The sequence below is a fragment of the Nocardia sp. NPDC051030 genome (assembly GCF_040683015.1).
Classification (GTDB): domain Bacteria; phylum Actinomycetota; class Actinomycetes; order Mycobacteriales; family Mycobacteriaceae; genus Nocardia.
Genome location: NZ_JBFBCD010000004.1, coordinates 360,079 through 386,983, shown reverse-complemented (window position 1 = coordinate 386,983; position 26,905 = coordinate 360,079). Strand labels below are relative to the sequence as shown.

The window sequence follows — 26,905 nt, the reverse complement described above, 5'->3', positions numbered from 1 at the left end:
GCGCACGGGGGAGCGCGGCACATCCTCCAAACAGCATGACGGGCAAAGAAAATCAATAGCCTGTGCGGTGTGATCGTTCCTACACTTCTGGGATGAACACCGCTGCACTGCTTCACCACTTTCATACCCACCGCGCGCCGCTGGCATTGTCCAAGGCCGGTGTCGTGACGTGGGACGATGCGGAACTGCACCGGGAGGCTTATCGGGCCGATCCGGAGGGGTACGTGTTGCTGGCTCTGGTGCCCGGAGTCGGGGAACAACAGCGGGCGCGGGTGCTTCTGCAGGTGCTGGCGAGTTCGCGAGTCGGGGTCGATGTGACCACTCGCGTCAATCTCGACAAGGGTACGCGGGCACTGCTTTTCGGGCTTACGCCGAATGTGGTGGTGACGGTTCTGCTCGCATTGCGGCGCATGCGGGTCAATCACAAGCACACCACTCGGGCGATTCTGGGGTTCGTGCTGGATCATCCGGATGCCGAGCTGCTGATTGCCGCGCGGCGGCCGTCGCTGGTGGACTGCTTCGAGCATGCGCTGGGTAAGGCGACGGCGCGTGGGTGCGTTCGGAGGATCGCGGAGGGCGATGTCGATTCGCCGGAGTTGCGGCGAATGCTGTTGCGGTTCAGTGTGAATCCGGCGGCGGCTGTTGAGCGGGTGCGGCAGTTGTATGCGCCGGGGACGTATGGCGTGCCTGTGCTGACCGAGCCGGTCGCGCCGCTCGAGCCCGTGCGGGAGCGGGAGCCGATTGTCACCGTGAGCAATCGCGGGGATATCGCCGCAACGCTGGTGCGCATCTATCGGGGTGGGTCGGCAAGCGAATTGAGTTCTGCGCTGGTCGGTTACGTCGCCGACGCCACCCGGGACCTGCCGCGCCTGGCGGGGACGGTCGCGGTGGTGCTGGACGCTTCGGAGTCCATGCGCGGCTACGGCGAGCGCGAATGGGCGCTGCTCTCGCAGGCCGAGGCGCTGCGGCTGGTCCTGGCTCGGGTCTGTACGGGATTGGCCGTCGTGGAGGTCGGTGCGGCGCAGCAAGGGCCGACCGATCTCGCGACCGGACTGCTCGACGCGCTCGATGCCGCACCGGATCTCGTCGTCCTCGTCACCGACGGCTATGAGAACCGGATGCCGGGGGATCTGGCTCGCATGGTGGAGACCCTGCCGCATATCGGTATCAAGACGCCGATCGTGTTGTGCCAGATCAAGTTCACCGGCCGCGATGTCATGACATTGCGCGATCCGGTACCGGCGCTGCCGCAGCACGGCGTCTGGCATCAGGACGATTTCGCCGCCCTGCTGCCGTGGATGTTCGCGCACTGCCCGACCGGAGGGGAGTGGATTCGCGAGGTGGCACTGCGGTTCCTCGATACGCACAGCTTGCAAGGAGCATCGGCATGACTCGACTCGACACCCTCGTCCGCGCGCCGGTCGACCTGACCGGTTACCGGCTCGGCGCACCGCAGCGCGCGGGCGCGCTCACCATGGTGCCCATTCACGGGCCGGAGCGACCGGGCATCGTCCCGCCCCGCTCCGGGCTGAAGCTGAATCGGGTCGCCGGATACGGGAGCGTGGAGTTGCACAATGGCGCGCCCGCGGGCGTGGCCATCGTGCCGCTGCACATCGGCTACATCCAGGACAGCGCGCAGAATCACGCGCTGTGCTCGGCGGCGCTGCTCGGTGCGGGGGAGACCCGCATGTTCACCGACGCCTGCTGTGTTCAGGCCGCGCAGGGCGGCTACCTGGAGGGCCGCGACCAGTGGTTCTTCATGCTGCCCGTGGAATTGCGCCCCCGCGCCCTGGCCCTGACCGGCCAGGTGGGCTACAGCAAGCTGTGGCCGGAAATCGCGGCGCTCAATCGTCGCTACCAGCTGCCCGCGCGTGGGCATCTGGAGCAGCTCCTCACCCGTAAGCGGGCGGTGCTCACCCAGTTCCGCAGCCGACTGGAACTGCTGCCGGGTCAGCTCGGCGCGCTGTTCTTCGTGGGTGAGCGGTTCGCGGGCCTGGAGATCGCGCCCGATACGCGCTACTTCGCCGAGATGTGGATGCCGCTGGTGTGCTTCGCCTACGGTGTCGCCGCATGGCATGCCGAGCCGGAGCGCGCCGAGGCCGAGCCGTTCGCGGCGGGCGACCTGGCCGGGCTGCGTGCGGAGCTGGAGCGAGACCGGGCCGAGCAGGCCGAGCAGGTGCTGTCCTGGATGTCCGCTCCGACCGAGGTGCGCATGGTCGAGCAGGAGCGCTACCTCGACCTGCGGCTGCACACCGTGACCGGTGACGGCATCACCGGCCAGCTGGTCGGCGAGCATGATCGTGTGGTCTACGCCTCCCTGTTCGCGGCGAATTAAATGGTTTGCGCCACAACCGAATACACGATTGAATAGGTATACCGGGAACTGAGCCGGGCACGACGGGAACCACGTCATTCCAGATGATGAAATCGCCTGAAAGCGAATAACGACCCGTCATCGCGCCGGCCGCCTGTCCCGTCCTTACTCCGGGAATGCCCCGGCGAGGCTACGCACCTCGCCGGGGTTTTTCCGTGTAAACCGCCCGATGTCACCGTTGGCTGGTGAGTAGCGCTCGCCGCCGCGAATCTTCGTCCCGCCGAGCCGCTTCCAGTGCGTGCATCGGCCTCGAACGCACCGCCGCGCTGAACAATTGATATTCCGCCGACGGTACACACACCTCGCGATACGGCTGCCGGGACGCGACCCGCCGCTGCGATCCGGGAATGACGACCCCGTGTCGGAGCGAACTACCCTCTTGCGCCCGGACCCAGGTCTGCATGGCTTGGGAATCGATGCTCGGGAGGTACTCGACCGCCCGCTCCCATGCCATGCCCTCTACCTCCATCGGGTCGGTGACCGCGGTGACGACGACGGCATACGCCGTCCCTACGGTGATGTCCGCCATGCGGATCTACCCCCTGTCCCTTGTTTCGGAAGATCTCCGGCATTGCGTGGGGAACGTCCAGGATACTGCGAAATATCTTGCACTACTGCGTCTTTCACAGTGATCGCAGGTGGGTTGCGGGTTATTACCGGTACGCGGGTACCGGTCTACCGCCGCGCCGTCGGTATAGCCACTGGGTAGCTGAGTAGCATGACGCTGAACCGCCGACCTCGAACACGACCGTCTCGACGAAAGTGGGTAGGGAAATGGCCGAAGCCGCGGGAACCGCGATCCTCGCCGCCGGAGCGGACGAAGTCCTGCCGCCCATCCCCCTCGAAGCGTGGTTGCCCACCAAGGCCACCCTGCACCGATTCGCGCAGGTCATCGGCAAGGTGGCGCTCGCGAAGGGCATTCGCCGCAACCACTGGTGGCACATCACCTACCGGCTGACCGCCCGCGGCTGGACCACCGTCCCGCTCGGCGACGCCACCACCGGCCCGGTCTTCACCTGCGCCTTCGACTTCTTCGACCACGTGCTGCGGCTGTCCACCGACCGCGGCACCCAGGACGAGATCCCCTTACGCGGCCAGTCCGTGGCCAGCTTCTACGCCGAAGCCATGCGCGGGCTGCGCGACCTGGGTGTCGAGGTCGCGCTCGCGCACCCCACCCCGTTCGACCTGCCCGATCACGGCCGCCCCTTCGCCGACGACTTCGAACACCACACCTACGACCCGATCGCCGCGCACCGCGCCTTCCGGGTGCAGAGCCAGGTCGGCCGCATACTCGAGGAGTTCAGTGCCGACTACTCCGGCAAGATCAGTCCGGTCCAACTCTTCTGGCACAGTTTCGATCTCGCGGTGCAGCGATTCTCCGAGCGTAAGATTGTGATGCCTGACACGGTGGATCCCGTGACGCGCGAAGCATATTCGCGTGAGGTCATCAGCGCGGGCTTCTGGTTCGGCGACGACAAGGTGCCCCAGCCGATGCTCTACTCCTACACCGCGCCCGAACCCGCGGGGCTGAGCGAACTTCCGCTGCGCCCGGCCGCCGCCAAGTGGGTGACCAGCGGGTCCGGGCATAGTGCCTACCTCGCCTACGGCGACGCCAGGAAGAGTGCGGACCCGGCCGCCACGGTGCTGGAATTCTTCCGGTCCGCCTACGCCGACGGTTCAAAACTGGCGGGCTGGGACACCCTCGGATTGGCTTGTCCGGGCGGCATCACCGACCCCGTTCTGGAGGGTCCGGGCCCGGGGTGGGCGGAATAAACCGTATGCCGGTTTTGGTCTCTTCGGCATAGTGTGTCGAAGAGGAGTTCGGGAGGATCACCATGGGGAGACGACTGGTGAATGGCCGGTCCGCGGAGAGCAGGGGGCGAAATGCGTGAAGAACGCGTAGCGAATCAGACGCTTACCGCCTACCGTGACACCGCCTTCACCGCCGGACCCAACACCCGCGTCGGACTGATCGGAGCCCTGGTCCTGGGCGCGGTAGTGCTGGTGTGGGCGGCCGAGCGCGGGCCCGCCGAAGGCAATGACTACGCCTGGTTCGTGGCGGTCTCCATCGCCGGACTGTTCGTCGCGCGCGGGCTGCACCTGCGCCGCCCCATCACCCTCCCGCATCTCACCGCGGCCGTCATGGTGCTGGTGGTCGCGAACTTCAGCTACCGGGCCTCACATCCGGTGGTCGGCTTCGTCTTCCTGGCGGCCAGCGGCGCGGTGCTCATGCTGCCCGTCGGCAGTCGCCCGCAGCCCGAACAGCTGCCGCGCGTGGCCGACCTGGTGCGGCGCACCGAGGGAGATCCCTTGGCGCCCTTCGCCATGCACTCCTCCAAGAGCTACTTCTTCAATCCCGAGGCCTCGGCGGCCATCGCCTACCGGACCCGGTTCGGGATTGCCGTGGTCTCCGGCGATCCCATTGGCGACCAGCGCCGATTCGGCGAATTACTCACCGATTTCTCGGTTTTCGCGGCCGATCACGGCTGGCGCATCGCGGTCCTGGGCGCGAGCCCCGAACTGGTGAAGCTGTGGCAGCTGCGGGCCATCGAGCACCGCGGCCTGCGTTCGGTCGCGGTCGGCCGGGACGTGGTGATCGAGGTGGGCGACTTCGAAATGGTGGGTCGCCGCTTCCGCAATCTGCGCCAAGCCGTCAGCCGCACCAAGAACTTCGGCGTCACCACCGAGATCGTGCCCGAGGTCGCGCTCACCGAACCGCAGCGAGAAGCGTTGTACGCCATCGTCGATGAATGGGGACACGGGCGGCAGACCCGCGGTTTCTCCATGATCCTGGATCACCTGCTCGACGGCAGGCATCCCGGCATGCTGGTCGTCATCGCCCGCGATGAACAGGGGCAGATCGCCGGATTCCAGCGCTACGGCGTCTCCAATAATGGCCGTGAGCTCAGCCTCGACGTGCCGTGGCGGCGGCACGACGCACCCAATGGCCTCGACGAACGCATGATCGTGGACCTGACGGACTATGCCCGCGCGCGCGGCATCACCCGAATCTCGCTGGCCTTCGCGGCTTTTCCGGAGATCTTCGCCGAGAAGGAACGCTCCCGGACCATGCAGCTGGTGTATGTGGCCGTGCGCGCCGGTGATCCGCTGATCCGGCTGGAATCGCTGTACCGATTCCTGCGCAAGTTCAACTCCTTCTCCGACCAGCGGTTCGTGCTGCTGCGCTGGCGCGAGGTGCTGATCACGGCGGTCGCGCTGCTGACCCTGGAATTCGTGCCGCACCGCCATCAGAACTGACGACGGCACGGCTTGCCCGGAAGTCGCTGTGCGACAGTCCGGGCAAGCTCACTCCAGGAACTCGACCAGCGCCGTATGGAAACCAGGGTCGACGACCGCGCCGAGATGATCACCCGGCACCACCACGCAGCGGGCATCGGGCAGGGCGGCGGCGAGACGTTCCGGTTCGGCCGCGAACGGATCCTTGTCGCCCGCCAGCACCAGGCTGGGAATCGTAATGCCGGAAAGGCTTTCGAGCGGAGCGGTGTTCAATCCGGCCGCGACGGCGCTGATCGCCTCGCGGTCCGCGCCCAGCGCGTCGGCGAGCATGCGGAACATCTTGGCCAGCGGCACCGCCTCGGACCCGTCACCCCGCATGGAGGCGATAATGTCCTCGGCCTTGATGACTCGCCAATCGATGCCGCCACAATCCACCACACCGCACCCGACGCCGCCGATGGCCAGCTTCTCGACCCGGCTGTCGGTGCTCGCCACCAGCAGCGAGATCACCGCGCCCATCGAATAACCCACCTGCGCAACCCGATCCAGCCCGAGCTCGTCATAGAGCGCCCGCACATCCTTGGCCATGGCCTCCCACCCGTAGCGGGCCGGATCATGCGGCTTCTCCGAGCGCCCGTGCCCGCGCGCATCCAGGGAGATGATGTGATGCCCGGCTTTCTGCAAGGCCGCCACCACGCCGACGCTCATCCAATTGGCATTGGTATCGGCGACGACGCCGTGCTGCAAGACCACAGGCAGCCCCTCGCCCTCCCACACGCGGTAGTTGAGCTCGAGACCGTCCCAGGTGGTGAACTTCGCCATTGCGCCGATGCTACGTAGGCCGGAGGCATCCCGGCGAGGATTTGGCCGGGATCGGCCTCCGACACGAGTGCGTGCAGCGGGCTCAGCCCATGCGCCGCATGACGCCGCGCGGCAGCATCGGCATCACGAATCCCAGCACCCGCCACGGCCATTCGGGAACCGAGGCGCGCACGGCCTCGCGCTCGATGGCGGCGACCATGGCGTTCACGCCCTTGTCCAGCGGCGCGATGAGTTTGGCATCGCCCGCCCGGGACGCCATATCGGTGGCGATGAAGCCGGGCTGCACCGTGGTCACCTTGATCGGCGTCCCGCGCAATTCGATCGCGAGCCCCTCACCCAGCGCCGACAATCCGGCCTTGCTGGCCGCGTACGCCGCCTTCTTCCCGGGCAGCCCGCGCACCGCGCTGATCGACGAGATCAGCACCAGATGCCCGGCATCCTGGCTTCGGAAGATGCTCATGGCGGCCTCGGCCTGAGCCAGCGCGCTCACGAAATTCGTGGTGGCCGTGGCGATATTGGCGTCCGCGCGACCGGTCCCGATCTTGGCGCCCTTGCCGAGCCCGGCGTTCACGATGACCCGGTCCAGGCCGCCGAGCTCTTCGCGCAATTCCTCGAACACCTTCGGTATCGCGTCATGGTCGTTCACATCCAGCCCGCGCACCGCGACCTTGATGCCGGGATGCGCGGCCAGCAGCTCATCGCGCAGCTCCTCCAGATTGGAGACCCGTCGCGCGCACAGGGCCAGATCCCGGCCCCGCCGCGCGAACTCGCGGGCCATGCCCGCGCCCAGTCCGGAACTCGCACCCGTGATGAGAATCTTGCGCCGCGTCATGCGGCTCACACTAGTGGCTCGTGCCGGACCGAGGCAGTGTCGGAATCGGCCGTTATTACCCGGCCGAACCGGTTGACGGTGCGTTCGGAACCAGATGCCACGCACCACAATTCTCGGTCTTGAACGCGACGTCGGTCGATTTGATCACCACGGTGATCGGCTTGAGCTTCGTGAAATCGCTTGCGGTGACGTAGTAGTTGGGGTCCGGATAATCCTCGGGAGTCTGCACCTTCCACAGTCGACGCCAGAAACAGCCGCCGGTGGCCGGGTCCGGCGTGCCGTCGCCGATGTAGGTGCCCGGTTGGATATCGGTATTCACCAAGTAGATCCCGTCCACCGTGATGTCGGTGGCGGGCGTGGCAGCCGCGGTTCCGGATGCCATCAGTACCAGCGCGGACCCAGCGGCCCCCGCGATCACGAGTGCGCGTGCACGCAACGTGTTCCTCCCTCGGAACTCTCTGAACCCACGGCTGCATCCCGCCGCAGCCGCGGCGTGGGCGATCCCCGAAATCTCCCGGGTGGGGTGTATCAGAAATTCGCGCCGGATTAGGGCAGATTGGCGGAATTACGGACATATGCAGAAAAATTGCGTGCACCCAGGTTCATATAAAGCCGACCAGTACGAGTGTCCAATAAATAGGCAGCAATTACCGATTCTCTTCTGGCCGCTGCCCACGATATTCAGGGCATGAGAACCCTTCGCCCGCTCGGACAACGCGCCGCCACCGGCCCGCCCGGCTGTACCGCGCACTGCGCCCGACTCTGTACCAACACCGGTATCGCCGCCGTCCTCGCCGCCGACAAGGCACTGCTGCACTGGCGGGCCATGCGCCGACTGGGCGATACCGGACTCGCCGAACACGCCGTCCAGGAAACCCTGCTGCGCGGCTGGAAGGCCTGCGCCACCTACAACCCCGAGCGTGGCAGCGTCCGCACCTGGCTGCTCACCATCGAGCGCAATGTCCTCACCGATATCGCCCGGGTGCGCGCCAGCCGCCCCGGCGACGCTCATTGGGACGAACTCGGCGACGTGGCCGAGGCCCGGTGCGCCGGGCCCGATTTCGCCGAGGCCATCAGCAATGGGCTCCTCGTCGACGAACTCCTCGCCCGCCTGCCCGAACCGCAACGTGACGCCGTGGTCCAGGTCATTCTGCGCGACCGCGCCTACCAGGATGTGGCCGCCGACTTCGGCGTCCCGGTCGGCACCGTCAAGACTCGCGTCCACTACGCCCTGCGCTCGCTGCGCCGCCTGCCGATCAGCGCCTGAGACGCCCGAATCCCATGGCTTCCGGACTACCCGTTGCCGCGACCGGTGAACCGCGCGCCCCCTTCGCCCGTCCAACTAGCAGCGGCCGACCGCACCGGTCCGCCCCGAGGTAGGAGAAACCATGCCCGATCACAATCTCGCGCCCGGCTTCCGCATGGATCGGCGGACCGCGCTCGCCGCCACCGGGGTGGCCGCCACCGTTTTGACCGTTGCCGCCTGCGGCAGCAGCAATACCGAGTCCGCGTACGCCGCATCGGACCCCGCCCAGGGGAAGAACCCTGTGCAGAAGAAGCAGGATCCGGTCGAATTGGCCAAGACCGCCGATGTGCCGGTCGGCGGCGGCGTCATCAGCGGCGATACCGTCGTCACCCAGCCCAGCGCCGGGACGTTCAATGGCTTCTCCTCCACCTGCACGCATCTGGGGTGCAAGGTGAACTCGGTCGAAGGTGGGCTGATCAAGTGCCCGTGTCACGGCAGCTCGTTCAATCTCGACGGCTCGGTCGCGGGTGGTCCCGCGCCGCGCGCCCTGGATACGAAGGCCGTTCACGTGGACGGCGACCGCATCGTCGCGGGCTAGCTCCGCCATCTGTCGAACCCAAAAGTCTCGAGTCAGTAAGTCACGGTCGCCTCGAGGTCCCGGCACAGCCCCTTCGGGACCTCGGCGAGTCTCCACGGCCGAGGGTGGGGATTGCGGGATAGTTGGCCGGGTGGTCGGTTGCCCGCATCGGTCGAAATCATCCTGATCTGCGGGTTCTGGTCCTCTGACCATTGGTAACAGTTCCATCAAGTAGCTTGCCAGACGGTAACTGATGTTGCCAAAGTAACAGCTGGGTTTGGTGTTACTCGTGTTACTAGTGGGAAGGGAGGGGCGTCCCGGCCAGGGTCGCCGTCACCGTTATGAAGCCGAGCATTCTGAAGGCCGGTATCTGCACCGCTGTCACCGCCGCGGCATTCTCGACCGTGGCCGGGCTCATCCCGGGCATCGCCCTGGCCGCGCCCACATTGCCCGATCTGCCCCAGAAGCTGGCCGGGAAGACCATCTTCCTGGACCCGGGGCATCAGGGACCCAACCACAATCAGGACGTCGCCAAGCTGGTCGACGATGGCCGCGGCGGCACCAAGGCGTGCCAGACCACCGGCATGAGCAGCGTGCACGGGGTCCCCGAGCACACCATCAACTGGAACGTCGCCCAACTGGTGCGCACCTCGCTGGAGGGGCTCGGCGCGAAGGTCGTGCTCAGCCGGCCCGACGACACCGGCTGGGGCGGCTGCGTCGACGAACGCGCCCGCGCCGCAAACCAATCCGGAGCGGACGTCGCGGTCAGCATCCACTCCGACAGCGGGCCCGCCGACGCCCGCGGCTTCCACCTCATCGTGCCGCAGCTGCCGATTCCGGACGCCAAGGCCAATGAGGTGCAGTCCGTCGCCGGACTCGCCGCGAGCAGGGCCATGCGAGACGCCTACGCGCAGGCCGGATTCCCGGTCGCGGGATACAACGGCGCGGTCGAGGGCCTGCAAACCCGCAATGACATCGCCGGACCGGCCCTGACCCAGGTGCCCGACGTCTTCCTCGAGATGGGCAATGGCGCCAATTCCGAGGACGCGCAACTGCTGGAGACCCCCGAAGGTCAGCTGCGGCACGCGATCACCATCACCACCGGTCTCGCGTCGTACCTGCTCGGACTCCCGATCCCGTCGACGGATCCGACCGAGAAGGTCTCCAACAACACCGACAAGACGGCCCCGGCCCCCGAAGCCCAGCCCGCACAGGCGAATCCGCCCGCGCCCCAGGCTCAGCCCGTGGCTCCGGCTCAGCCCGCGGACCTGAATCAGCCCGCTCCTCCGGCCCTGCCCGCGGACCTGAACCAGCCCGTGCCCCCGGCGCAGCCCGCACAGGCGAACCAGCCCGCACCGCAGGCGCAACCGGCACCGCAGGCGCAGCCCGCACCGGCGAATGATCCTGCCCCGCAGGCGCAGCCGGGGCAGAGCGAGGTGCTGACCTGGCAGGAATTCCAGGATCAGTTCCTGCCCAAGCCGGGGGAACCGGCCAAGGAACAGGCTCCGGGACAGCCCGGTGCCGCGCCCGAGGCCCAGGTGCAGCCGCAGGTCGCACAGCCGGGAGGGGCGCAATCGCAGGCCCAGCCGCGAGAAGCGGTGCAGCCGCAGGTTCCTGCGCAACCGCAGGCCGCAAAGCCGGAGGTACCGCAGCCGGTGCAGTCGGCCCAGCCGGAGACCGTGCAGCCCGCGCAGGCTCCGGGCAAGGAGCAGTCGAAGCCGAGTGACGCGGCCGGGGTGGTTCCGGGCGTGAAGCCGGTGGCCGCGCCGATCAAGCCGCAGGCTCCGGCCGCGCCGGGTGGCAACCAGGGCGCGGGTAGCCCCGGGGCACAGCCGAATCCGGCCTCGCCGGGCGCGCTACCCAATCCGGGCGCGCAAACGCCCGGCGGGCAGGCGAATCCGGGCGGGCAGGCCCCGTCGACCGATAAGAACTCCAAGTCCGAAGGGCTGGACGTGGATTCGATGAGCACGCTGGTCACGACGGCGATGAAGTTCCTGGGTCCGCTGGCCAAGATGCTCATGGGCAATACCGGGGTCGCCTCGGACATGATCAACCTGGCGTACAGCATGGTGTCGATCCTGAGCTCGTCGATGCTGTCGACTTCGACGAAGTAGTTTCGCGCTTCGGCGCACAGGTGCGAGAAATCGCCCCCACTCCGAATTGTCCGGAGCGGGGGCGATTTTCGTCTGTGGACCGCCGCACCGGCCCCACCCGTACCGTCCGGCCTCGTTGTTCCCACGTCCGGCGAAGCGCCGAAGCCGGGCAAACTTTGCGCGATCAGCGTGGCCGGAAATCTGTCCGCCCCCGCCCCGCTGGCCAGTGCGGTCGTGTCCGGAATGAGGCGCACGTGCGGACAACCGCGTGTCCGGTGGTTGGCAAGCATCCGGCGCAGGAGTTGCATGAATCCCGGGTCGGGTCAGAGCAGCTGACGTATACGACTCGTCGATCGAGGTGGATGTGATGGCGTTCGGTGTGGGCTTGAGTATCGGCACGGTCAATACGGTGTGCGCTACGGCAGCCGATAAATCAGGCAAATATCCGCCGGGACGTCGAGGAGCTCCGCCCACCACCTGGCGGACCACCCTCACCTTCGACAGTTCCGGTACCGCCCGGGTCGGGCGCATACCCCGGCACGGGCGGGTCATCACCGAATTCGCCGATCTGACCCAGCGCGGGGCGCCGGTCGCGCGGGTCGGCCACCGGGCGCTGTCGGCCGCGGATCTCGTTGCGACCGTGGCCTACAGCGTTATCGAGGAGGTGCTGGGGAAGGCTCCGGCGGGAGGGGAGACGGGCATTGCCGTCACCCATCCGGCCGGGTACTCCGAGAACCTGGTGGCCGACCTGCGCACGGCTCTGAACGGGGTGGGGCTCGAGGATGCCCTGCTGGTCGCCGAACCCATTGCCGCCGCTACCTGGCTGCAAGCCGAACGTGGGCCGCTCACACCGGGTCTGGCGTTGATCTACGACCTGGGCGGCTCGGGTCTGGACGTGACCTTGGTCCGGGTCGGGGCGGGCACGCCCACCAATCCGATCGTGGGACTGCCGCTGCATTCGGAGGAGTACGGCGGCCGGGCCTTCGGCGGCCTGGTGGCCAAGCAGATGCGCCGGGCCACGGGTTCGGCGGTGGTCTCGCGGGTGCAGTCCGATGCCGATGCGGGGGATCTGCGCACCGAGCACATCGAGCGGTCGCTGCGGCTGGTCTACAAATGCCTGCGGATTGCCGATGTGACCATGGCCGATGTGGATCGGGTGCTGGTCGTGGGCGGTGCGGCGCGGCCGCCGGAGGTGGCGGCCGTATTGTCCGCGCAGCTGGCCCGGCCCGTGGTCGTGGCTTCTGATCCGGAACGCACGATCGCGGATGGCGCTGCCATTGCGGCCCGGCAGGCAATGCTGGCCCAGGATTCGAACGGCCATCGGCCGCATTCGCTGACCGGGTTCTTCCGCAGGGTGACGCGGGTCGCGGCGCTCTGAACCTTCGCTGGACGGCTCCGAGCGGCTCTGATCACCGGTTACCGACCGGTTCGTCCTTCATGGTGTGTCCCCTGGTGCTGGCTCATGCAAGCATCTGGCTAGCAGGTTGTTGACGCTAACTCCGGTTACGTGTAACTTTTGATTACACATAACGACACCGACTGGAGAGGTGACGACGATGTCTCCGACCACGACACCCGTTGACTACGACCCCGTGGTTGCCGAAGCACAGGATTATGCGAACAAGCTGCTGCTGCTGTCGGAAGGGTCGGTCAACAAGAACTTCGACCCCTTCGAGGACATCGACTGGGAAAACCCGGACTTCGACGCGAATGCCAAGCCCGAGCGCTGGATCCTGCCCGCCTCCGCGGACCCGCTCGGCCGGCATCCCTGGTACCGGGCGCTGACGCAAGAGCAGAAGATCGCCGTCGGCATGTACCGGCAGGCCAATATCGCCAAGGTCGGCCTGCAGTTCGAGTCCATCCTGATCAGCGGCATGGTCAACCACACCTTCGGCCTCGCGAACGGTGACCCGGAATTCCGGTACTGCACCCACGAGATGTCCGAAGAGCTGAACCACACCCAGATGTTCCAGGAGATGGTCAACCGCATCGGCGTCGACGTTCCGGGCATGGGCCCGATCGTGCGGCAGCTGCGTCTGCTCGGCGTGCCCGTCGCGGTCATGTTCCCGAACCTGTTCTTCATGGCCGTGCTCGCCGGCGAGGAGCCGATCGACCACATTCAGAAGCAGATCCTGCGCTCCGGCGAGGATGTGCACCCGATCATGCGCGGCGTCATGGCGATTCACGTCGCCGAGGAGGCCCGCCACATCTCCTTCGCGCACGAATTCCTCAAGCATCACGTGCCGGAGAAGAACGTGCCCACCCGCCTGGTGCTGTCGATCGCCATGCCGATCGTCATGTTCATCCTGGGCCGCTCCATCGCGACGCCGCCCAAGAAGTTCTTCCAGGAGTTCGACATCCCGGACACGGTCCGCAAGGAGCTGTTCTACGGGTCGAAGGAATCCAAGCAGGTCTTCAGCGACTACTTCATCGACGTGCGGGCGCTGGCCCAGGAAATCGGCCTGATGAACCCGATCGCCAAGCGCGTGTGGAAGGTCCTCGGCATTGCCGGAACCGCCTCCCGCTACCGGTCGGAGCCCATCCGCGCCGGCAAAGCGGCCTGAGCGTAAGGGAGTCGTACAGTGCCGTACGTCGTAACCCAGTCCTGCTGTAGTGACGCCTCCTGCGTCTATGCCTGCCCGGTCAATTGCATCCATCCCACGCCCGATGAGCCGGATTTCCGGACGGCGGAGATGCTGTACGTCGACCCGCAGGCGTGCGTGGACTGCGGGGCCTGCGCCACCGCCTGCCCCGTGGACGCCATCACCTCGACGAAGAAGCTGACCGACGAGCAGCTGCCCTTCATCGAGATCAATGCCGACTTCTACCGCGAGGAACGGCCGAGACCGCTTCTGGCGCGGCCGATTCCGGCGGCGGAGGTCAAGCCCGGGCGGGAGCCGCTGCGGGTGGCGATCGTCGGCTCGGGGCCGTCGGCCATGTACGCGGCCGATGAATTGCTCACGCAGCCGGGCGTTTCCGTGACGGTGTTCGATCGGCTGAGCACGCCCTACGGGCTTGCTCGGTTCGGTGTCGCGCCGGATCACACCAAGACGCGGCAGGTGAGCCAGCTCTTCGATGTGATCTCGGCGCAGCCTGGGTTCGGGTCGTACCTGAATGTGAATGTCGGCCAACATGTTTCGCATGAAGAGCTGTTGGCGCATCACCATGCGGTGGTTTACGCCGTCGGTGCGTCGTCGGATCGCAAGCTCGGCATTCCGGGTGAAGGACTGCCCGGCAGCGTGTCCGCCACCGAGTTCGTCGCGTGGTACAACGGGCATCCCGATCAAGAGGGCCGGTTCTTCGATCTGTCGCAGCAGCGGGCCGTGATCGTGGGCAATGGCAATGTGGCGCTTGATGTCGCGCGCATTCTCACCACTGATCCGGAACTGCTGATCGATACCGAAGCGTCGCCGCGTGCGGTATCTGCCCTGCGGCGCAGCAAGATTGAAGAAGTCGTGATTCTCGGACGACGCGGTCCGGCCGAATCCGCCTTCACCGCGCCGGAATTCGTGGGCCTGCTGGGCGCGGACGTGGATATCGTGGTCGAGGGTGAGATCCCCGAACCGGTCGCCGGTATGTCGCAGAAGGTGGAGCACAAGCTGAAGCTGCTGCGCGGGCTGGCCGAACGGCCGACCGGCGGGCGTAAGCGGATCGTGTTCCGGTATCTGTCCTCGCCCACGGCCTTCACCGGCGTGGATCGGGTGACCGGGGTCGAGGTGGTGCGCACCGCGCTCGTCACCGGTGATGACGGTGCGGTGCATGCGGTGGCCACCGAGGATGTCGAGACCCTCGACACCGGTCTGGTGCTGACCTCCGTGGGCTATCGCGGTGTGGCGTTGTCCGGCGTGCCGTTCGATGAGAAGGCCGGTGTGGTGCCGAATCTCGATGGGCGCGTGCTGGAGGAGTCCGGTGGCGCGGTGGTGCCCGGGTCGTATGTGACCGGCTGGATCAAGCGCGGGCCGACCGGGTTCATCGGGACCAATAAGTCATGTGCGCAGCAGACGGTGCGGCAGCTGGTGGACGACTTCAATGCCGGGCGGTTGGATCGTCCGGCGCGCAGTGGCGGTGACTTCGACCGACTGGTCGGTGCGCGGCAGCCGAATGTGGTGCGCGGCGGTGCGGTGAACCGGCCGCGGCGGCTCCTGCCATTGCTGGTGCGAGGCCGCTAGTTTCAGGACTCTACGACCGCCGCATGCGACTCGGTTCGCCTGCGGCGGTCGTCATTTTCGGGTGGAAGCTATCCGCGCCGGGGGCGGCTGCGAATCCGATAGGCCCCTGCCCGCCCGTGGGGTCTCCTATATGTGCCGTGTTGTGTGAGTTGTAATGATCCGTTTGCTCGCTACGACATCACTTGTAGTAGAGAAGAATTCATCGCGAATCACGGACGGCGAGCCTCCACGCATTGGGGAATTCGAGGCAGCAACCGACCAGTGATCGGTATCTCACACTCCCAAACTGACGTTGCGGTTTTGTTTTTCGGACACTCATCGCCTACCGGTTGGTTTGGAATTTGAGTTCGCTGGGGCGTTGCCATTTTAGAACCGACCGGTATTGTTCTGCCGCGTAGTCCGTTTCGATCTTGATGTCTCAGTTACTTGACCAGTAGATTCGCCATCTTCGCTACTGGACGCGAAATCTTTTCTCCGGATTCGATATTCACATCCGGCATGCGCCAGCTAACCTGAACGCGCTGTTTGGAAAACGACCGCGATCACATGGTTGGTACGCCTGTGGGGCCGTGGTCACGGTGCGTTGACGGGATAGCAATGACTGTTGGCTTTGGCATGAGCATCGGCACAGTGAACTCCGTATGGGCGATCTCGGCGGGGGACCGGAACCGGCCCACCGTGCGCGTTCGGCGTACGGCTGTCACCTTCGACAGTGCGGGCGGCCCTCGAATCGGGGGAATTCCCCGATTCGCCCCGGTGGTCACCGACTTCGCCGATCTCACGACCGAGCCGGATCCGGTGGTCATAGGCGGTCGTATTTGGTCGCCGGGGGATTTGGTGGCTGCCGTCGTAAATGGGCTTATTGAGGCAAATGCCCCAGAAGCCCCGGCCGTAAGTACTTATCCCGCATGCTATTCGGACAAACACGTCACCCGATTGCGGCGGGCGCTGGATTGGTCCGGCGCGGCCGACGTCACCCTTATGCCCGAACCCGTGGCCGCCGTGGAATGGCTGGACGCCGAATACGGCATTTCCGAAGGCGGCCTCACCCTGGTCTACGACCTCGGCGGCAACTGCCTCGACGTCGCCGTCGTGCGCACCGAAGCCGACCGCGATGTCCGCGGAATCCTCGGCCGCGCCGAACGATCCCACGATTACGGCGGCCGCCCGCTCGGCACCCTGCTCGCCCGCTACGCCCGCAGCATCGCGCCGGGCGCATCGCAGCCGGTATCGGCCGTGGTCCCCGCCTCCGATACGAATCGCCTGCGCACCTGGCACATTCGCAATTCGCTACGGCTCGCCAGAGCCTGCGTGCGCAGAGCCGGGCTCACCCTCGACGATATCGACCGCGTACTCCTGATCGGTGGCGCCGCCCGCCCCATCGAAGTGGCCCGCGTGCTCGGCGACCTCGGCCGCCCGGTCATCATGTCCACCGATCCGGCCCACACCGTGGCCGTCGGGGCCGCCATCGCCGCCTTCCGCAGCGCAGACACCGGCTCCGCCATCGGCCGCTACGCCCCCCGCGCCGCCGTATTCTCCGGCGCCGCAGTAGCTTCCGCCCTCGCCATGTCCGCCGCCACCGTCCTCGGCGGCCCGGTCGCGGGGCCGCCCGGCCTGCAAGCCGCCCCCGGCCCCGCCGACACGGTCGGCACCCCCATCGGGCTCGGCGACGTCATCATCCTCGAAGACGCGTCCGCGCCCCCCGGAACCCGCCCCCACGCGGTGACGACCGTAGCTGCGGTCCACAGCTACGGTCCCACCGCGGCCACGGTCACCCCGAACTGGTCCCAGGGGCGACCGGTCGACAACACCCGCGCCGGAACCCATTGCGACACCCGCATAGTCCAGGACGCGGTCATGTACTCCAACCCGGCGTCGTTCACGAATCCCCTGCCATTCCTGAACACGTCGACTCTGAGCAGCTCGCTCACGATCGGGGCCTACCCCGGCCAGATCCCCTCGGTGAGCCTGCCCGCCGCAGGCCAGCCTGCCTCGGGGCAGCCGGTCGCCGGTGTGCCTCAACAGCCCGGCACTGCGCCGGGTGCTCCAGCTGCTGAAACCCCGCCGGGTGCAGCACAACCCGCTGCCCCGGCACCGGGTGCCCCGGCCAATCCGGCTCCGGCGGCCGGGGAACCCGCTTCGACCACGACGGGCGGTACGACGACCGGCGGGACCACTACGGGTGGAACTACCACGGGTGGAAGCACCGGCGGAACTACAGGTGGCACGACAGGTGGCACCGACACGAGTGGCGGGACCGGCGGCGGCACCGATCCGGGTACGACCACCGGGGGCGGGGCGACTGGTGAAACTACCGGTGGTGGAACGACTTCCGGTGGAACGACCGGCGGAACCACCTCGGGTGGGACGACTGGCGGTGGGACGACCTCGGGTGGGACCACCGGCGGTGGGACGACTTCGGGTGGGACTGATGGCGGAACGACCTCTGGTGGCGGGACCAGTGGTGGGGGTACGACTGGCGGAGGTGCGACCGGTGGAGGCACGACGGGTGGCGGTTCGACTTCCGGTGGAGGCACTGGCGGTGGAACGACTTCCGGCGGTGGCACTTCCGGCGGTGGCGGAACCACGGGTGGCGGTACGACCTCCGGCGGAGGCGGCACCAGCGGCGGATCCACTTCGGGTGGGAGTACCAGTGGCGGTGGAACTTCCGGCGGCGGCGCGACAGGTGGGGGTGCCACCGGTGGCGGTTCGACCTCCGGGGGTGCTACCGGTGGCGGTGGCACGTCGGGTGGAACTTCGTCCGGCGGAGCATCTTCCGGCGGTGGCGCAGCTAGTGGTGGTGCCGGTGGAGGTGGCGGCGCTGGAGGTGGCGCTGGTGGAGGCGGCGGCCATGGCGGCGGGGGTGGTGGCGGTGGAGGTCATCACTAGCCACACATAGACGGCGACGCGGGCGGCGGCGGACGGGTCCACCGGCACCGCCCCGACGTCGAAGCGACCAGCCCATCCTCGCGCCATTCCTAGTGCCCAGCGCGGGGGTGGGTGCGTCGCGTTTGGGCGCGGGGGAGTTTTAGGGACAAGAGATGAAAAGACAAGAGAGATAAGAACAAAAGACAAAGACGCCTGGACAAGAAGAGAAGAAGAACAAGAACAAAGACCAACGGGCAGCGCGGCTCCACGCGCTGAGAACCTTGGGTCACGTTGGCATGGCACGGCTGGTTCGGCTCGCTTCGCTTCGCCCGACCCCCTCAGCCGCTGACCCTCCGAGACCACCCGCATTTCACCCAGGCTGTTACGCGGAACGTGATCTGGGCCGCCTGGCCGCCGGTGCGGACATCGTCGCTGCGGCTGCCGGGCTCGTCGGCGTGTGCCACGACGAGGTGCTGGCGGCCGTGCTGCCCGGCTTACCGCGTACCCCGGCCGCCGTCGAATCGGTCGTCACGACTCTTCTCGACGGCTTCGGGCCCGCGCTGATCCCCCTGGATTCGTGAAGTGCGTGAAAGCGTTTGTCGCCGAACGTGGATCGGGTCTGCGTGCCATGTCGGTGTCGCCGCACCGGCGTGTCGGGTGGTGCAGAGGGTGAGGGAGCTGTGGTGGTGGGAAAACGGGCGAATTCCCACCGCCACAGCTCCCTCACGCCTTAGCCGGGCCGCCTGCGCGTCCCCCGCGCGGCGTGTTGCGGAGTGGCGCTGGGTGGAACGCGTTCAGGGGGACATGAGGCTGGTCAATCTGGACAAATCCCCGGCTCAAGTCCCTCTCGGTGAGGAACTGGTGTGGCGCGCTGGTGGATTCGGCGGGAGGGAGGCTGCGCAGCCGGGGGAGGCCGAGGATGAGGATGCTGTGGCGGCGGGAAAACGTTCGAATTCCCACCGCCACAGCGCCTTCACGCCACAGCTGGGCCGACTATGCGTCCCCCGCGCGGCGTGTCGCGGAGTGGCGCTGGTGGAACACGTTCAGGGGGGACATGAGGCTGGTTGAACCGGACAAAACCCCGGCTCATGTCCCCCCTCGGTGGCTAGCGGGCGGTGAAGCCGCCGTCGATGGCTAGGGCTGCGCCTGTGATGAAGGTGGCTTCGTCGCTGAGGAGGTAGGCGCAGAAGGAGGCGATTTCTTCGGGGCGGGCGATTCGGGCGATGGGGTGGAGGGAGGCGATTGCGGCCTCGCCTTCGGGGGTGCCGCCCATGGAGTTTCGGAAGGCGGGGGTGTCCACTGCGCCGGAGGTGATGGCGTTGACTCGGATGGACTGGTCGGCGTTCTCCAGGGCTACGGCCTTGGTGAGGCCGACTACGCCGTGCTTGGCGGCGACGTAGGGGGCCACTTGGGCCATGCCGACCGTGCCCAGGTTGGAGGCGTTGTTGAGGATTGCGCCGCCGCCGGTGGCCGCCAGGGCGGGGACCTGGTGGCGGAGGCCGTAATAGACGGCGGTTAGGTTGAGTTCCAGGTCGGCGCGCCAGGCGGACTCGTCGATGTCCTGGACGGGGCCGAAGGCGTTGATTGCGCCTGCGTTGTTGAAAGCGCCGTCGAGGCGGCCGAATTCGGCGATCGCGGCGTGGGTCAGGCGTTCCACGTCGGCCTCGATGGTGACATCGGCGGGCACGAACAGAGCGCGGCCGCCGGTGGCGCGGATTTGCTCGGCCAGGCGGTCACCGGCCTCCTTGCCGCGGGCACCCAGGACGACTGCGCCGCCCTCTGCGGCGATTCGGCGGGCGACGGCCTCGCCGATGCCCGAGGTGGCACCGGTGATCAGGACGACCTTCGACTCGAAACGAGATCCCATCATGACTGCATTTCCCCTTGCGGTTGAACCGTTTTCGTTGACATGTCATATTCAACGCGGACCGCGGGGGTGGCGCTGGCGGAAATCCGCCCTCGCACTTGATGTGTCATGTATTCGGATGAAACCGCTGGAGAAGGGTGGGGGAAGTCAGCGCTGAGCGTTGATGAATCCGATGGCAGTCGCGCCCCACCAGCAGATTTGCGAGACCAGACCGGTCGCCGCGCCCCATGCCAGGAGTCGTGCCGTAAGCGGTGCGTCTCCCCGCCGGTGCAACCGCCGTCCCAGCGCCCACGCCTGGATCCCATTGAGCGTCAGGATCAATACCAGCGTCAGCTTGGTCCGCGTCATGGACGAGGAGAGGTTCGGCTCCAGCACGCACCCGCTGGAAACCAGCCCGGCGAGCCCCACCCAAATCGGCGCATGCAGCCGATTGATCACCCGCAGCGTCTCGCCGAGCGTGGCGCGCCCGGCAAGCCACCGCAGCGCAAAGGAATCCGCGACCAGCACCCCACCGAACCCGAGCATCAGCGAAGCAAGATGAACGAACAGCCCGCCCGTATGCACCGCATGCGTCACCGTGGCATGTGCCGCGATCCACACCGCACCCGCTAGCGCCCCGGTGGCCAGCAGTGCGTACGCGGCCACGATCCGCCACGAATCATGCGGAATACGAGCTACTCCGGTTCCATACCGGACGCCACCGCCGTCGAACATCCCGAGCCTTCGCTTCCATCAGGTAAGGGAAGCCTAAACTATCGACCCACCGCCCCCGGCTGCAAATCGGACACAAACCATTCGCCACCCCGCCGATAATGCGGCCACGCGCAGTGACATCAGCCGGTCCCCGCTCCACCGCTGCCGCCAGGTCGACGTACTCGCCCAGTCCAAGTTGGCAGCAGTTCGGGGTGAACCCGCGCCTACGGTGTCGGCAGCGAAACCGCCGCTGTGACACCGGGCGCGACGATGCGCGCATCGTTGACGCTGGTCAATGTCTCGTCGGTAAGCAGACGGCCCAAAGTGTCGTTGTTTGGCCCGCTCCGGGCGGCCAGTTCGGGCACGCCGAATTCGGCGGTAGGAACCGTGGAGCACTCGACGATGGTCGGTGAGCGTGTTGGGGCCTTTGGTTAGGCGGACAGTTCCAGGGGCTGCGCAATGGCGGCGGTGTAGCGGTCGAGGACCACATCGGCGAGGAGGGGGTGGGGGCCGATGGTGTTGGCGTGCAACAGGTTCGGGGCCGCTGTCATGAGGCGGTCGGTGAGTAGGCCGGGGGCCAGGAACCAGGGGGCGATCAGGACTCGGTCTGCGCCGCGGGTGTGGAGGGTGGAGATTGCTTCGGTGACGGTTGGTGTCGTGGTGGCGAAGCAGATTTCGGTGGGCCAGCCGGTGATTGCGGATAGACGGTGGGCCACCTGGGCGGTGCGGGCGTTCGCGGTGGGCGAGGAGGAGCCGACTGCTGCCACGGCGATGCCGATTCGCTCGCTGTGGCGGGCGAATGCTCTGTCGGGCAGCGCATTCCGGTGATCGGAGGATACGGCGGCGACGGCCTCCAGTACGCGATCTTGAAGCGCCAGCAAGAGTCGGGAATCGGGGCCGAGCACGTTGGCCTGGGTCAGTTGCAGGCGCGGGTTGCGGGTGCGGGCGGCGGCCAGCATGCCGGGTAGGTCTACGCGGGCGTGGAAGGCGCTGCCCAGGAGGAGGGGAACTACGACGGCGTGTGAATAGCCGTCGGCGGCAACGGCATCCACTATCTGGTCCACCGACGGCGCGTTCAGATCAAGGAAGGCCAGGCGTACGTCGAGATCCGGTCGGGCGGTGGCGATCTGCTCGACCACGGCGTGCATGGTTGCGGCCGAGCGGGGGTCGCGGCTGCCGTGCGCGACGGCTATGAGCGCCGCGCGGCCCGCGCCATCCGGCCGGATGGCCGAGACGGTGCGGGCGGCGGGCGAACTCATATCAGGCTCCGGCCGCGGTGCCGACCTCGACCTTGGTCAGGGCGTCGCCGACCAGGCCTGCGGCGAGGGTGTTGCCGCCCGCGGGGTCGATGAGTAGGAAGCTGCCGGTCTGGCGGTTGACGCTGTAGTCGTCGGCCACGATCGGGTCGGCGACCCGGATGGAGATGCGGCCGATGTCATTGAGGGACAGGGACTCCGGGTCGGGGTCCGCGGCCAGGTGCTGTTCGTCGAAGCGCTCCAGGAGGGTGCCGACAATGGCCTGGGTGGTGCGGGTGCCGTGCTTGAGGAGCAGGCGGGCACCGGGGCGCAGCGGCTTGTCGCCGAGCCAGCAGATGGTCGCGTCGAAGGACTCGATCGGCTCGGGGGCATTGGCCGCGGCGGCGATGGTGTCGCCACGGGAGACGTCCACATCGTCGGCCAGGATCAGGGTGACGCTGCGGCCGGGCTGCGCGGAAAGCAGTTCGCCATTGGGGGTGTCGATGCGCTCGACGGTGGTGCGGGTGCCGGACGGCAGCACCACGACCTCATCACCCTTGGTGACCACACCGGCGGCGACCTGGCCCGCATAACCCCGGTAGTCCGGGTATTCGGCGGTGCGGGGGCGGATCACGTACTGCACGGGGAAGCGCAGGCCGACATCGTGGCGGCGGGCATCCGCGTCCACCGGCACCGATTCCAGGTGCTCGATGAGCGAGGGGCCGGTGTAGTACGGGGTGTTCTCCGAACGCGAGGCGACATTGTCACCGTGCAGCGCGGAGACCGGGATCTCCACGACATCCTCGGGAGCCCAGCCGAGTTTGGCTGTGAGACCGGAGAATTCGGTGACGATGCGCTCGAACACACCGGCCGGGTCATCGACCAGGTCGATCTTGTTCACGGCCAGCACCAGCTTCGGCACACCCAGCAGCGCCATCACGGCGGCGTGCCGGCGGGTCTGCTCGATGACACCCTTGCGGGCATCCACGAGCAGGATCACCAGCTGCGCGGTGGACGCGCCGGACACCGTGTTCCGGGTGTACTGCACATGCCCGGGGGTGTCGGCGAGCACGAAAGACCGTGCGGGCGTGGCGAAGTAGCGGTACGCCACGTCGATGGTGATGCCCTGCTCGCGCTCGGCGCGCAGGCCATCGACCAGCAGCGACAGGTCCGGAGTGGACAGGCCCTTGTCGACCGAGGCGCGGGTGACCGCGTCGATCTGGTCGGCAAGAACGGATTTGGTGTCGTACAGCAGGCGTCCGACCAGAGTGGACTTGCCGTCGTCGACGCTGCCGGCGGTGGCCAGTCTCAGTAGGTCGGACATCAGAAGTAACCCTCTCGCTTGCGGTCTTCCATGGCGGCCTCGGAGACACGGTCGTCTCCGCGGGTCGCGCCACGTTCGGTCAGCCGAGACGCCGCCACCTCGGCGAGAATCGCCTCGTTGTCGGCCGCATCGGAAAGAATTGCGCCGGTGGTGGATCCGTCGCCGACGGTGCGGTAGCGCACCGACTTGACCGACATTTCCTCATTGTCGGCGGGCCCGCCCCAGGAGCCGGGCGTCATCCACATGCCGTCGCGCTGGTACACCGGGCGCTCATGGGCGTAGTAGATGCTCGCCAGTTCGATGTCCTCGCGGGCGATGTACCGCCAGATATCCAGCTCGGTCCAGTTGGAGATCGGGAACACGCGCACATGCTCACCCGGAGCGTGCTTGCCGTTGTACAGGTTCCACAGCTCGGGCCGCTGCCGCTTGGGATCCCAGCGACCGAAGGCGTCACGCAGCGAGAAGATGCGCTCCTTGGCGCGCGAACGCTCCTCGTCGCGGCGGCCGCCACCGAAGACCGCGTCGAAGCGGTTCTCATTGATGGAGTCCAGCAGCGGAACGGTCTGCAACGGGTTGCGGATGCCGTCCGGGCGCTCGGTCAGCCGCCCGTCGGCGAGGTATTCCTCGACCGAGGCGACGTGCAGGCGCAGCCCGTACTTCTCGACGATCTTGTCGCGGAATTCGAGGACCTCGGGCAGATTGTGCCCGGTGTCCACGTGCAGCAGCGTGAACGGCAGCGGCGCGGGCCAGAAGGCCTTGAGCGCCAGGTGCAGCAGCACGGTGGAGTCCTTGCCGCCGGAGAACAGGATCACCGGCCGCTCGAACTCGCCCGCTACCTCGCGGAAGATATGGATGGATTCGCTCTCCAGCGCGGCGAGCGTGTCGAAGTCCTCGAGGGCGAGCGAGTCGAACTCGGCGTCGGTGTCGATTGTGGTCATGAGGCGTGCAACCCGCATTCGGTCTTGGCGAGGCCGGCCCAGCGGCCGCTTCGCGGATCGGATCCCGGTTCCGGCTTCCGTGTGCACGGGGCGCAACCGATGGACGGATATCCCTCCTCAACAAGAGGATTGACGAGGATGCCGTTGGCTTCGATGTACTCGGCCATGTCTTCGTCGGACCAGGCGGCGATCGGGTTGATCTTCACCAGGCCGAAGGCCTCGTCATAGGAGATGAGGGGCGCGTTGGCGCGGGTGGGGGATTCGACGCGGCGGATGCCGGTGACCCAGGCGTTGTAGCCCTTCAAGGACTTGGTCAGCGGGACCACCTTGCGCAGGCGGCAGCATTCGGCGGCGTCGCGGGCGAACAGGTCCTTGCCGAGCAACTGATCCTGTTCGCCCACAGTGTTTTCCGGCTGCACATTGACGATGTTCACGCCGTAGACCAGCTCCACCGCGTCACGGGTGCCGATGGTTTCGGCGAAGTGGTAGCCGGTGTCCAGGAACAGCACATCCACGCCCGCATGCACTTTCGCGGCGAGCTCGACCAGTACGGCGTCCTGCATGTTGGAGGCGACGATGTAGCCGGTACCGAAGTTGTCCTCGGTCCACTGCAACAGTTCCTGCGCGGTGGCGTTGGGGCCCAGTTCGGCCGCGCCCTTTTCCGCCAGCGCCCGGAGGTCGGCTTCAGCGAGTTTCGTTGTAGTCATTGATGTCTCCCAACTACCGCAGGTCGTCTTCGTCGGCGCGAACGGCCCAGACCGCGAAACGTTCACCCGCATCACGGTTCTTGACGAAGTTGCGCACCACGCGCTCGATGTAGTCGCCGAGCTCGGTGCTGGTCACCTTGTGCTGGCGCAGCTTGCGGCCGAAGCCGCTGTCGAGCCCGAGACTGCCTCCGAGGTGAACCTGGAAGCCCTCGATCTGATTCCCCTCGCCGTCGTCGACGAGCATGCCCTTGAAGCCGATATCCGCGATCTGCGAACGGCCGCAAGAGTTCGGGCAGCCATTGATGTTCACGGTGATCGGAACATCCAGGTCGGCATTGATATCGGCGAGCCGGGTCTCCAGCTCGGGAGCCAGCACCTGGGACCGCTTGCGGGTCTCGGTGAACGACAGCTTGCAGAACTCGATACCGCTGCAGGCGAGGAGGTTTCGCCGCCAATGCGACGGACGGCCGTGCAGGCCCAGCGGCTTCAGTTCCTCGATCAGCCATTCGACCTTGTCGTCGGGCACGTCGAGGACGATGAGCTTCTGGTACGGCGTGAACCGAACCCGGTCGGAGCCAATGGATTCCACCGCGTCGGCGACCTTCTGCAGGATGGTGCCCGAGACGCGACCGGCAATGGGGGAGAAGCCGATGGCGTTCAGTCCATTGCGCAGCTTCTGCACACCGATGTGGTCGATCGGGCGCTCCGGCTTCTCCGGCGCGGGACCGTCGATCAGTTTGCGCTTGAGGTACTCGGTCTCGAGCACCTCGCGGAACTTCTCGATACCCCAGTCCTTGACCAGGAACTTGATCCGCGCCTTGGTGCGCAGGCGGCGGTAGCCGTAATCGCGGTACAGCGAGACGACGGCTTCCCACACATCCGGTACCTCGTCCAGCGGCACCCATGCGCCGAGTCGCTGGGCCAGCATCGGATTGGTGGACAGGCCGCCGCCGACCCACACGTCCAGGCCGGGGCCGTGCTCGGGATGCTCGACGCCGACGAAGGCGATGTCGTTGATCTCGTGCACCACGTCCTGCTGACCGGAGATGGCGGTCTTGAACTTGCGCGGCAGGTTGGAGTATTCCTTCTTGCCGATGTAGCGCTTGACGATCTCGTCGATGGCCGGGGTCGGGTCCAGGACCTCGCCGAACGACTCACCGGCGAGCGGCGAACCGAGCACCACGCGCGGGCAATCGCCGCACGCCTCGGTGGTCTGGAGACCGACCGCTTCGAGCCGCCGCCAGATCTCCGGCACGTTCTCGATTTCGATCCAGTGGTACTGCACGTTCTCGCGGTCGGACAGGTCCGCGGTGTCGCGGCCGAACTCGGTGGAGATCTGGCCGAGGGTGCGCAGCTGGTTCACATTGAGCGCGCCCGCGTCGCAGCGCACTCGCATCATGAAGTACTTGGCCTCGAGAATGTCGATGTTCTCGTCGCCGGTCCAGGTGCCGTCGTAGCCCTGCTCGCGCTGGGTGTAGAGGCCCCACCAGCGCATACGGCCGCGCAGATCGCTCTTGTCGATGGAGTCGAAACCCTGCTTCGAGTAGATGTTCTCGATGCGCGCGCGAACGTTGAGGGGATTGTCGTCCTTCTTGTTCTGCTCGTTCGGGTTCAGCGGCTCGCGGTAGCCGAGCGCCCACTGCCCCTCCGACTTGCGCTTGACGGGCTTGCCGGTGCGCTCACGCGGCGCGACGGGAGCATCCGAATGCGGACGATCCGGACGCACCCGACGCTCGGCCACAGGGCGCTCAGGCCGTGCGGGACGAACGTTTTCGGAACTATTGGGACCGGCGTCGGTGCTCGACGTCATTGGGGTCGCTCCTGAAGGTCTTGCGGGCAGGCGGGAGGGGCTGACTCACGCCTCCGATATCAGCGAATCGGTCCCAGGCGTCACGAAAAGACGCCGAGTCCGGAGAGAATGGG

General features: G+C 66.9%; 22 protein-coding genes and 2 pseudogenes. 12 read left to right on the top strand and 12 right to left on the bottom strand.

From position 1 onward, the window contains the following. Nucleotides 1-92 precede the first annotated feature (92 nt). Together AB0N05_RS15405 and AB0N05_RS15400 are read left to right on the top strand one after the other, a co-directional pair. On the top strand, nucleotides 93-1,391 hold the full coding sequence (locus tag AB0N05_RS15405; RefSeq protein WP_364693296.1) for a vWA domain-containing protein: 1,299 nt from the start codon (nucleotides 93-95) through the stop codon (nucleotides 1,389-1,391). After that, the gene (locus AB0N05_RS15400) at nucleotides 1,388-2,335 is read left to right on the top strand and encodes a DUF6569 family protein (RefSeq protein WP_364693292.1); all 948 of its coding nucleotides are present in this window, start codon (nucleotides 1,388-1,390) and stop codon (nucleotides 2,333-2,335) included. Before AB0N05_RS15405 ends, AB0N05_RS15400 begins: the two co-directional genes overlap by 4 nt. 211 nt (nucleotides 2,336-2,546) lie before the next feature. Here AB0N05_RS15400 and AB0N05_RS15395 read toward each other — a convergent pair whose 3' ends face one another. Continuing rightward, the gene (locus AB0N05_RS15395) at nucleotides 2,547-2,903 is read right to left on the bottom strand and encodes a hypothetical protein (protein WP_364693290.1); all 357 of its coding nucleotides are present in this window, start codon (nucleotides 2,901-2,903) and stop codon (nucleotides 2,547-2,549) included. 245 nt (nucleotides 2,904-3,148) lie between these two features. Here AB0N05_RS15395 and AB0N05_RS15390 point away from each other — a divergent pair, with 245 nt between their 5' ends. Beyond that, on the top strand, nucleotides 3,149-4,147 hold the full coding sequence (locus tag AB0N05_RS15390; protein WP_364693287.1) for a DUF5996 family protein: 999 nt from the start codon (nucleotides 3,149-3,151) through the stop codon (nucleotides 4,145-4,147). A gap of 111 nt (nucleotides 4,148-4,258) precedes the next feature. Continuing rightward, the gene (locus tag AB0N05_RS15385) at nucleotides 4,259-5,632 is read left to right on the top strand and encodes a phosphatidylglycerol lysyltransferase domain-containing protein (RefSeq protein ID WP_364693284.1); all 1,374 of its coding nucleotides are present in this window, start codon (nucleotides 4,259-4,261) and stop codon (nucleotides 5,630-5,632) included. 48 nt (nucleotides 5,633-5,680) lie between these two features. Here AB0N05_RS15385 and AB0N05_RS15380 read toward each other — a convergent pair whose 3' ends face one another. From AB0N05_RS15380 to AB0N05_RS15370, 3 genes are all read right to left on the bottom strand, one after another. Then, nucleotides 5,681-6,433, bottom strand: a complete 753-nt coding sequence (locus tag AB0N05_RS15380; protein WP_364693281.1) for an alpha/beta fold hydrolase — start codon at nucleotides 6,431-6,433, stop codon at nucleotides 5,681-5,683. An 82-nt stretch (nucleotides 6,434-6,515) separates the two neighbouring features. Further along, a complete protein-coding gene (locus AB0N05_RS15375) occupies nucleotides 6,516-7,265 on the bottom strand; it encodes an SDR family oxidoreductase (RefSeq protein ID WP_364693278.1) in 750 nt (249 codons plus the stop codon). Nucleotides 7,266-7,320: 55 nt separating this feature from the next. After that, a complete protein-coding gene (locus tag AB0N05_RS15370; protein WP_364693276.1) occupies nucleotides 7,321-7,701 on the bottom strand; it encodes a hypothetical protein in 381 nt (126 codons plus the stop codon). A 252-nt stretch (nucleotides 7,702-7,953) separates the two neighbouring features. Between AB0N05_RS15370 and AB0N05_RS15365 the strand changes: the two genes are divergently transcribed. From AB0N05_RS15365 to AB0N05_RS15330, 8 genes and pseudogenes are all read left to right on the top strand, one after another. Beyond that, nucleotides 7,954-8,532: a sigma-70 family RNA polymerase sigma factor gene (locus tag AB0N05_RS15365; RefSeq protein WP_364693273.1), complete on the top strand. Its 579-nt coding sequence runs from the start codon at nucleotides 7,954-7,956 to the stop codon at nucleotides 8,530-8,532. A 121-nt stretch (nucleotides 8,533-8,653) separates the two neighbouring features. Next, nucleotides 8,654-9,109 carry a Rieske (2Fe-2S) protein gene (locus AB0N05_RS15360; protein ID WP_364693270.1) on the top strand — a complete coding sequence of 152 codons (456 nt, stop codon included), beginning with the start codon at nucleotides 8,654-8,656 and terminating at the stop codon, nucleotides 9,107-9,109. A 320-nt stretch (nucleotides 9,110-9,429) separates the two neighbouring features. Beyond that, nucleotides 9,430-10,215 (top strand): annotated as a pseudogene (locus AB0N05_RS15355) (N-acetylmuramoyl-L-alanine amidase); the annotation flags it as partial. A 1,333-nt stretch (nucleotides 10,216-11,548) separates the two neighbouring features. Next, nucleotides 11,549-12,559: an Hsp70 family protein gene (locus AB0N05_RS15350; protein ID WP_364693267.1), complete on the top strand. Its 1,011-nt coding sequence runs from the start codon at nucleotides 11,549-11,551 to the stop codon at nucleotides 12,557-12,559. A gap of 178 nt (nucleotides 12,560-12,737) precedes the next feature. Next, a complete protein-coding gene (locus AB0N05_RS15345; RefSeq protein ID WP_364693264.1) occupies nucleotides 12,738-13,745 on the top strand; it encodes a diiron oxygenase in 1,008 nt (335 codons plus the stop codon). Nucleotides 13,746-13,763: 18 nt separating this feature from the next. Beyond that, a complete protein-coding gene (locus tag AB0N05_RS15340) occupies nucleotides 13,764-15,350 on the top strand; it encodes an FAD-dependent oxidoreductase (RefSeq protein ID WP_364693261.1) in 1,587 nt (528 codons plus the stop codon). Nucleotides 15,351-15,965: 615 nt separating this feature from the next. Further along, nucleotides 15,966-18,239 (top strand): hypothetical protein, encoded by a 2,274-nt coding sequence (locus tag AB0N05_RS15335; protein ID WP_364693258.1) that lies wholly within the window; start codon nucleotides 15,966-15,968, stop codon nucleotides 18,237-18,239. A 275-nt stretch (nucleotides 18,240-18,514) separates the two neighbouring features. Next, on the top strand, nucleotides 18,515-18,799 hold the full coding sequence (locus AB0N05_RS15330) for a hypothetical protein (RefSeq protein WP_364693255.1): 285 nt from the start codon (nucleotides 18,515-18,517) through the stop codon (nucleotides 18,797-18,799). A gap of 524 nt (nucleotides 18,800-19,323) precedes the next feature. Here the strand turns inward: AB0N05_RS15330 and AB0N05_RS15325 are convergent. The 8 genes and pseudogenes from AB0N05_RS15325 to AB0N05_RS15290 all read right to left on the bottom strand — a co-directional run bounded on the left by AB0N05_RS15325 (nucleotide 19,324) and on the right by AB0N05_RS15290 (nucleotide 26,792). Then, nucleotides 19,324-20,088: a glucose 1-dehydrogenase gene (locus AB0N05_RS15325; RefSeq protein WP_364693252.1), complete on the bottom strand. Its 765-nt coding sequence runs from the start codon at nucleotides 20,086-20,088 to the stop codon at nucleotides 19,324-19,326. A gap of 144 nt (nucleotides 20,089-20,232) precedes the next feature. Beyond that, nucleotides 20,233-20,799: a hypothetical protein gene (locus AB0N05_RS15320; protein ID WP_364693249.1), complete on the bottom strand. Its 567-nt coding sequence runs from the start codon at nucleotides 20,797-20,799 to the stop codon at nucleotides 20,233-20,235. Nucleotides 20,800-21,017: 218 nt separating this feature from the next. Beyond that, nucleotides 21,018-21,170 (bottom strand): annotated as a pseudogene (locus tag AB0N05_RS15315) (FAD-dependent oxidoreductase); the annotation flags it as partial. A 39-nt stretch (nucleotides 21,171-21,209) separates the two neighbouring features. Further along, on the bottom strand, nucleotides 21,210-21,926 hold the full coding sequence (locus AB0N05_RS15310; RefSeq protein ID WP_364694601.1) for a sirohydrochlorin chelatase: 717 nt from the start codon (nucleotides 21,924-21,926) through the stop codon (nucleotides 21,210-21,212). A gap of 112 nt (nucleotides 21,927-22,038) precedes the next feature. After that, complete coding sequence (locus tag AB0N05_RS15305; protein ID WP_364693247.1) at nucleotides 22,039-23,337, bottom strand: GTP-binding protein; 1,299 nt, start codon at nucleotides 23,335-23,337, stop codon at nucleotides 22,039-22,041. Continuing rightward, a complete protein-coding gene (cysD, locus tag AB0N05_RS15300) occupies nucleotides 23,337-24,275 on the bottom strand; it encodes a sulfate adenylyltransferase subunit CysD (protein ID WP_364693244.1) in 939 nt (312 codons plus the stop codon). The genes AB0N05_RS15305 and cysD overlap by 1 nt, the downstream gene beginning before the upstream one ends. Then, nucleotides 24,272-24,982 (bottom strand): phosphoadenylyl-sulfate reductase, encoded by a 711-nt coding sequence (locus tag AB0N05_RS15295; RefSeq protein WP_364693242.1) that lies wholly within the window; start codon nucleotides 24,980-24,982, stop codon nucleotides 24,272-24,274. Before AB0N05_RS15295 ends, cysD begins: the two co-directional genes overlap by 4 nt. 13 nt (nucleotides 24,983-24,995) lie before the next feature. Beyond that, nucleotides 24,996-26,792 (bottom strand): nitrite/sulfite reductase, encoded by a 1,797-nt coding sequence (locus AB0N05_RS15290; protein ID WP_364693239.1) that lies wholly within the window; start codon nucleotides 26,790-26,792, stop codon nucleotides 24,996-24,998. Nucleotides 26,793-26,905 lie beyond the last annotated feature (113 nt).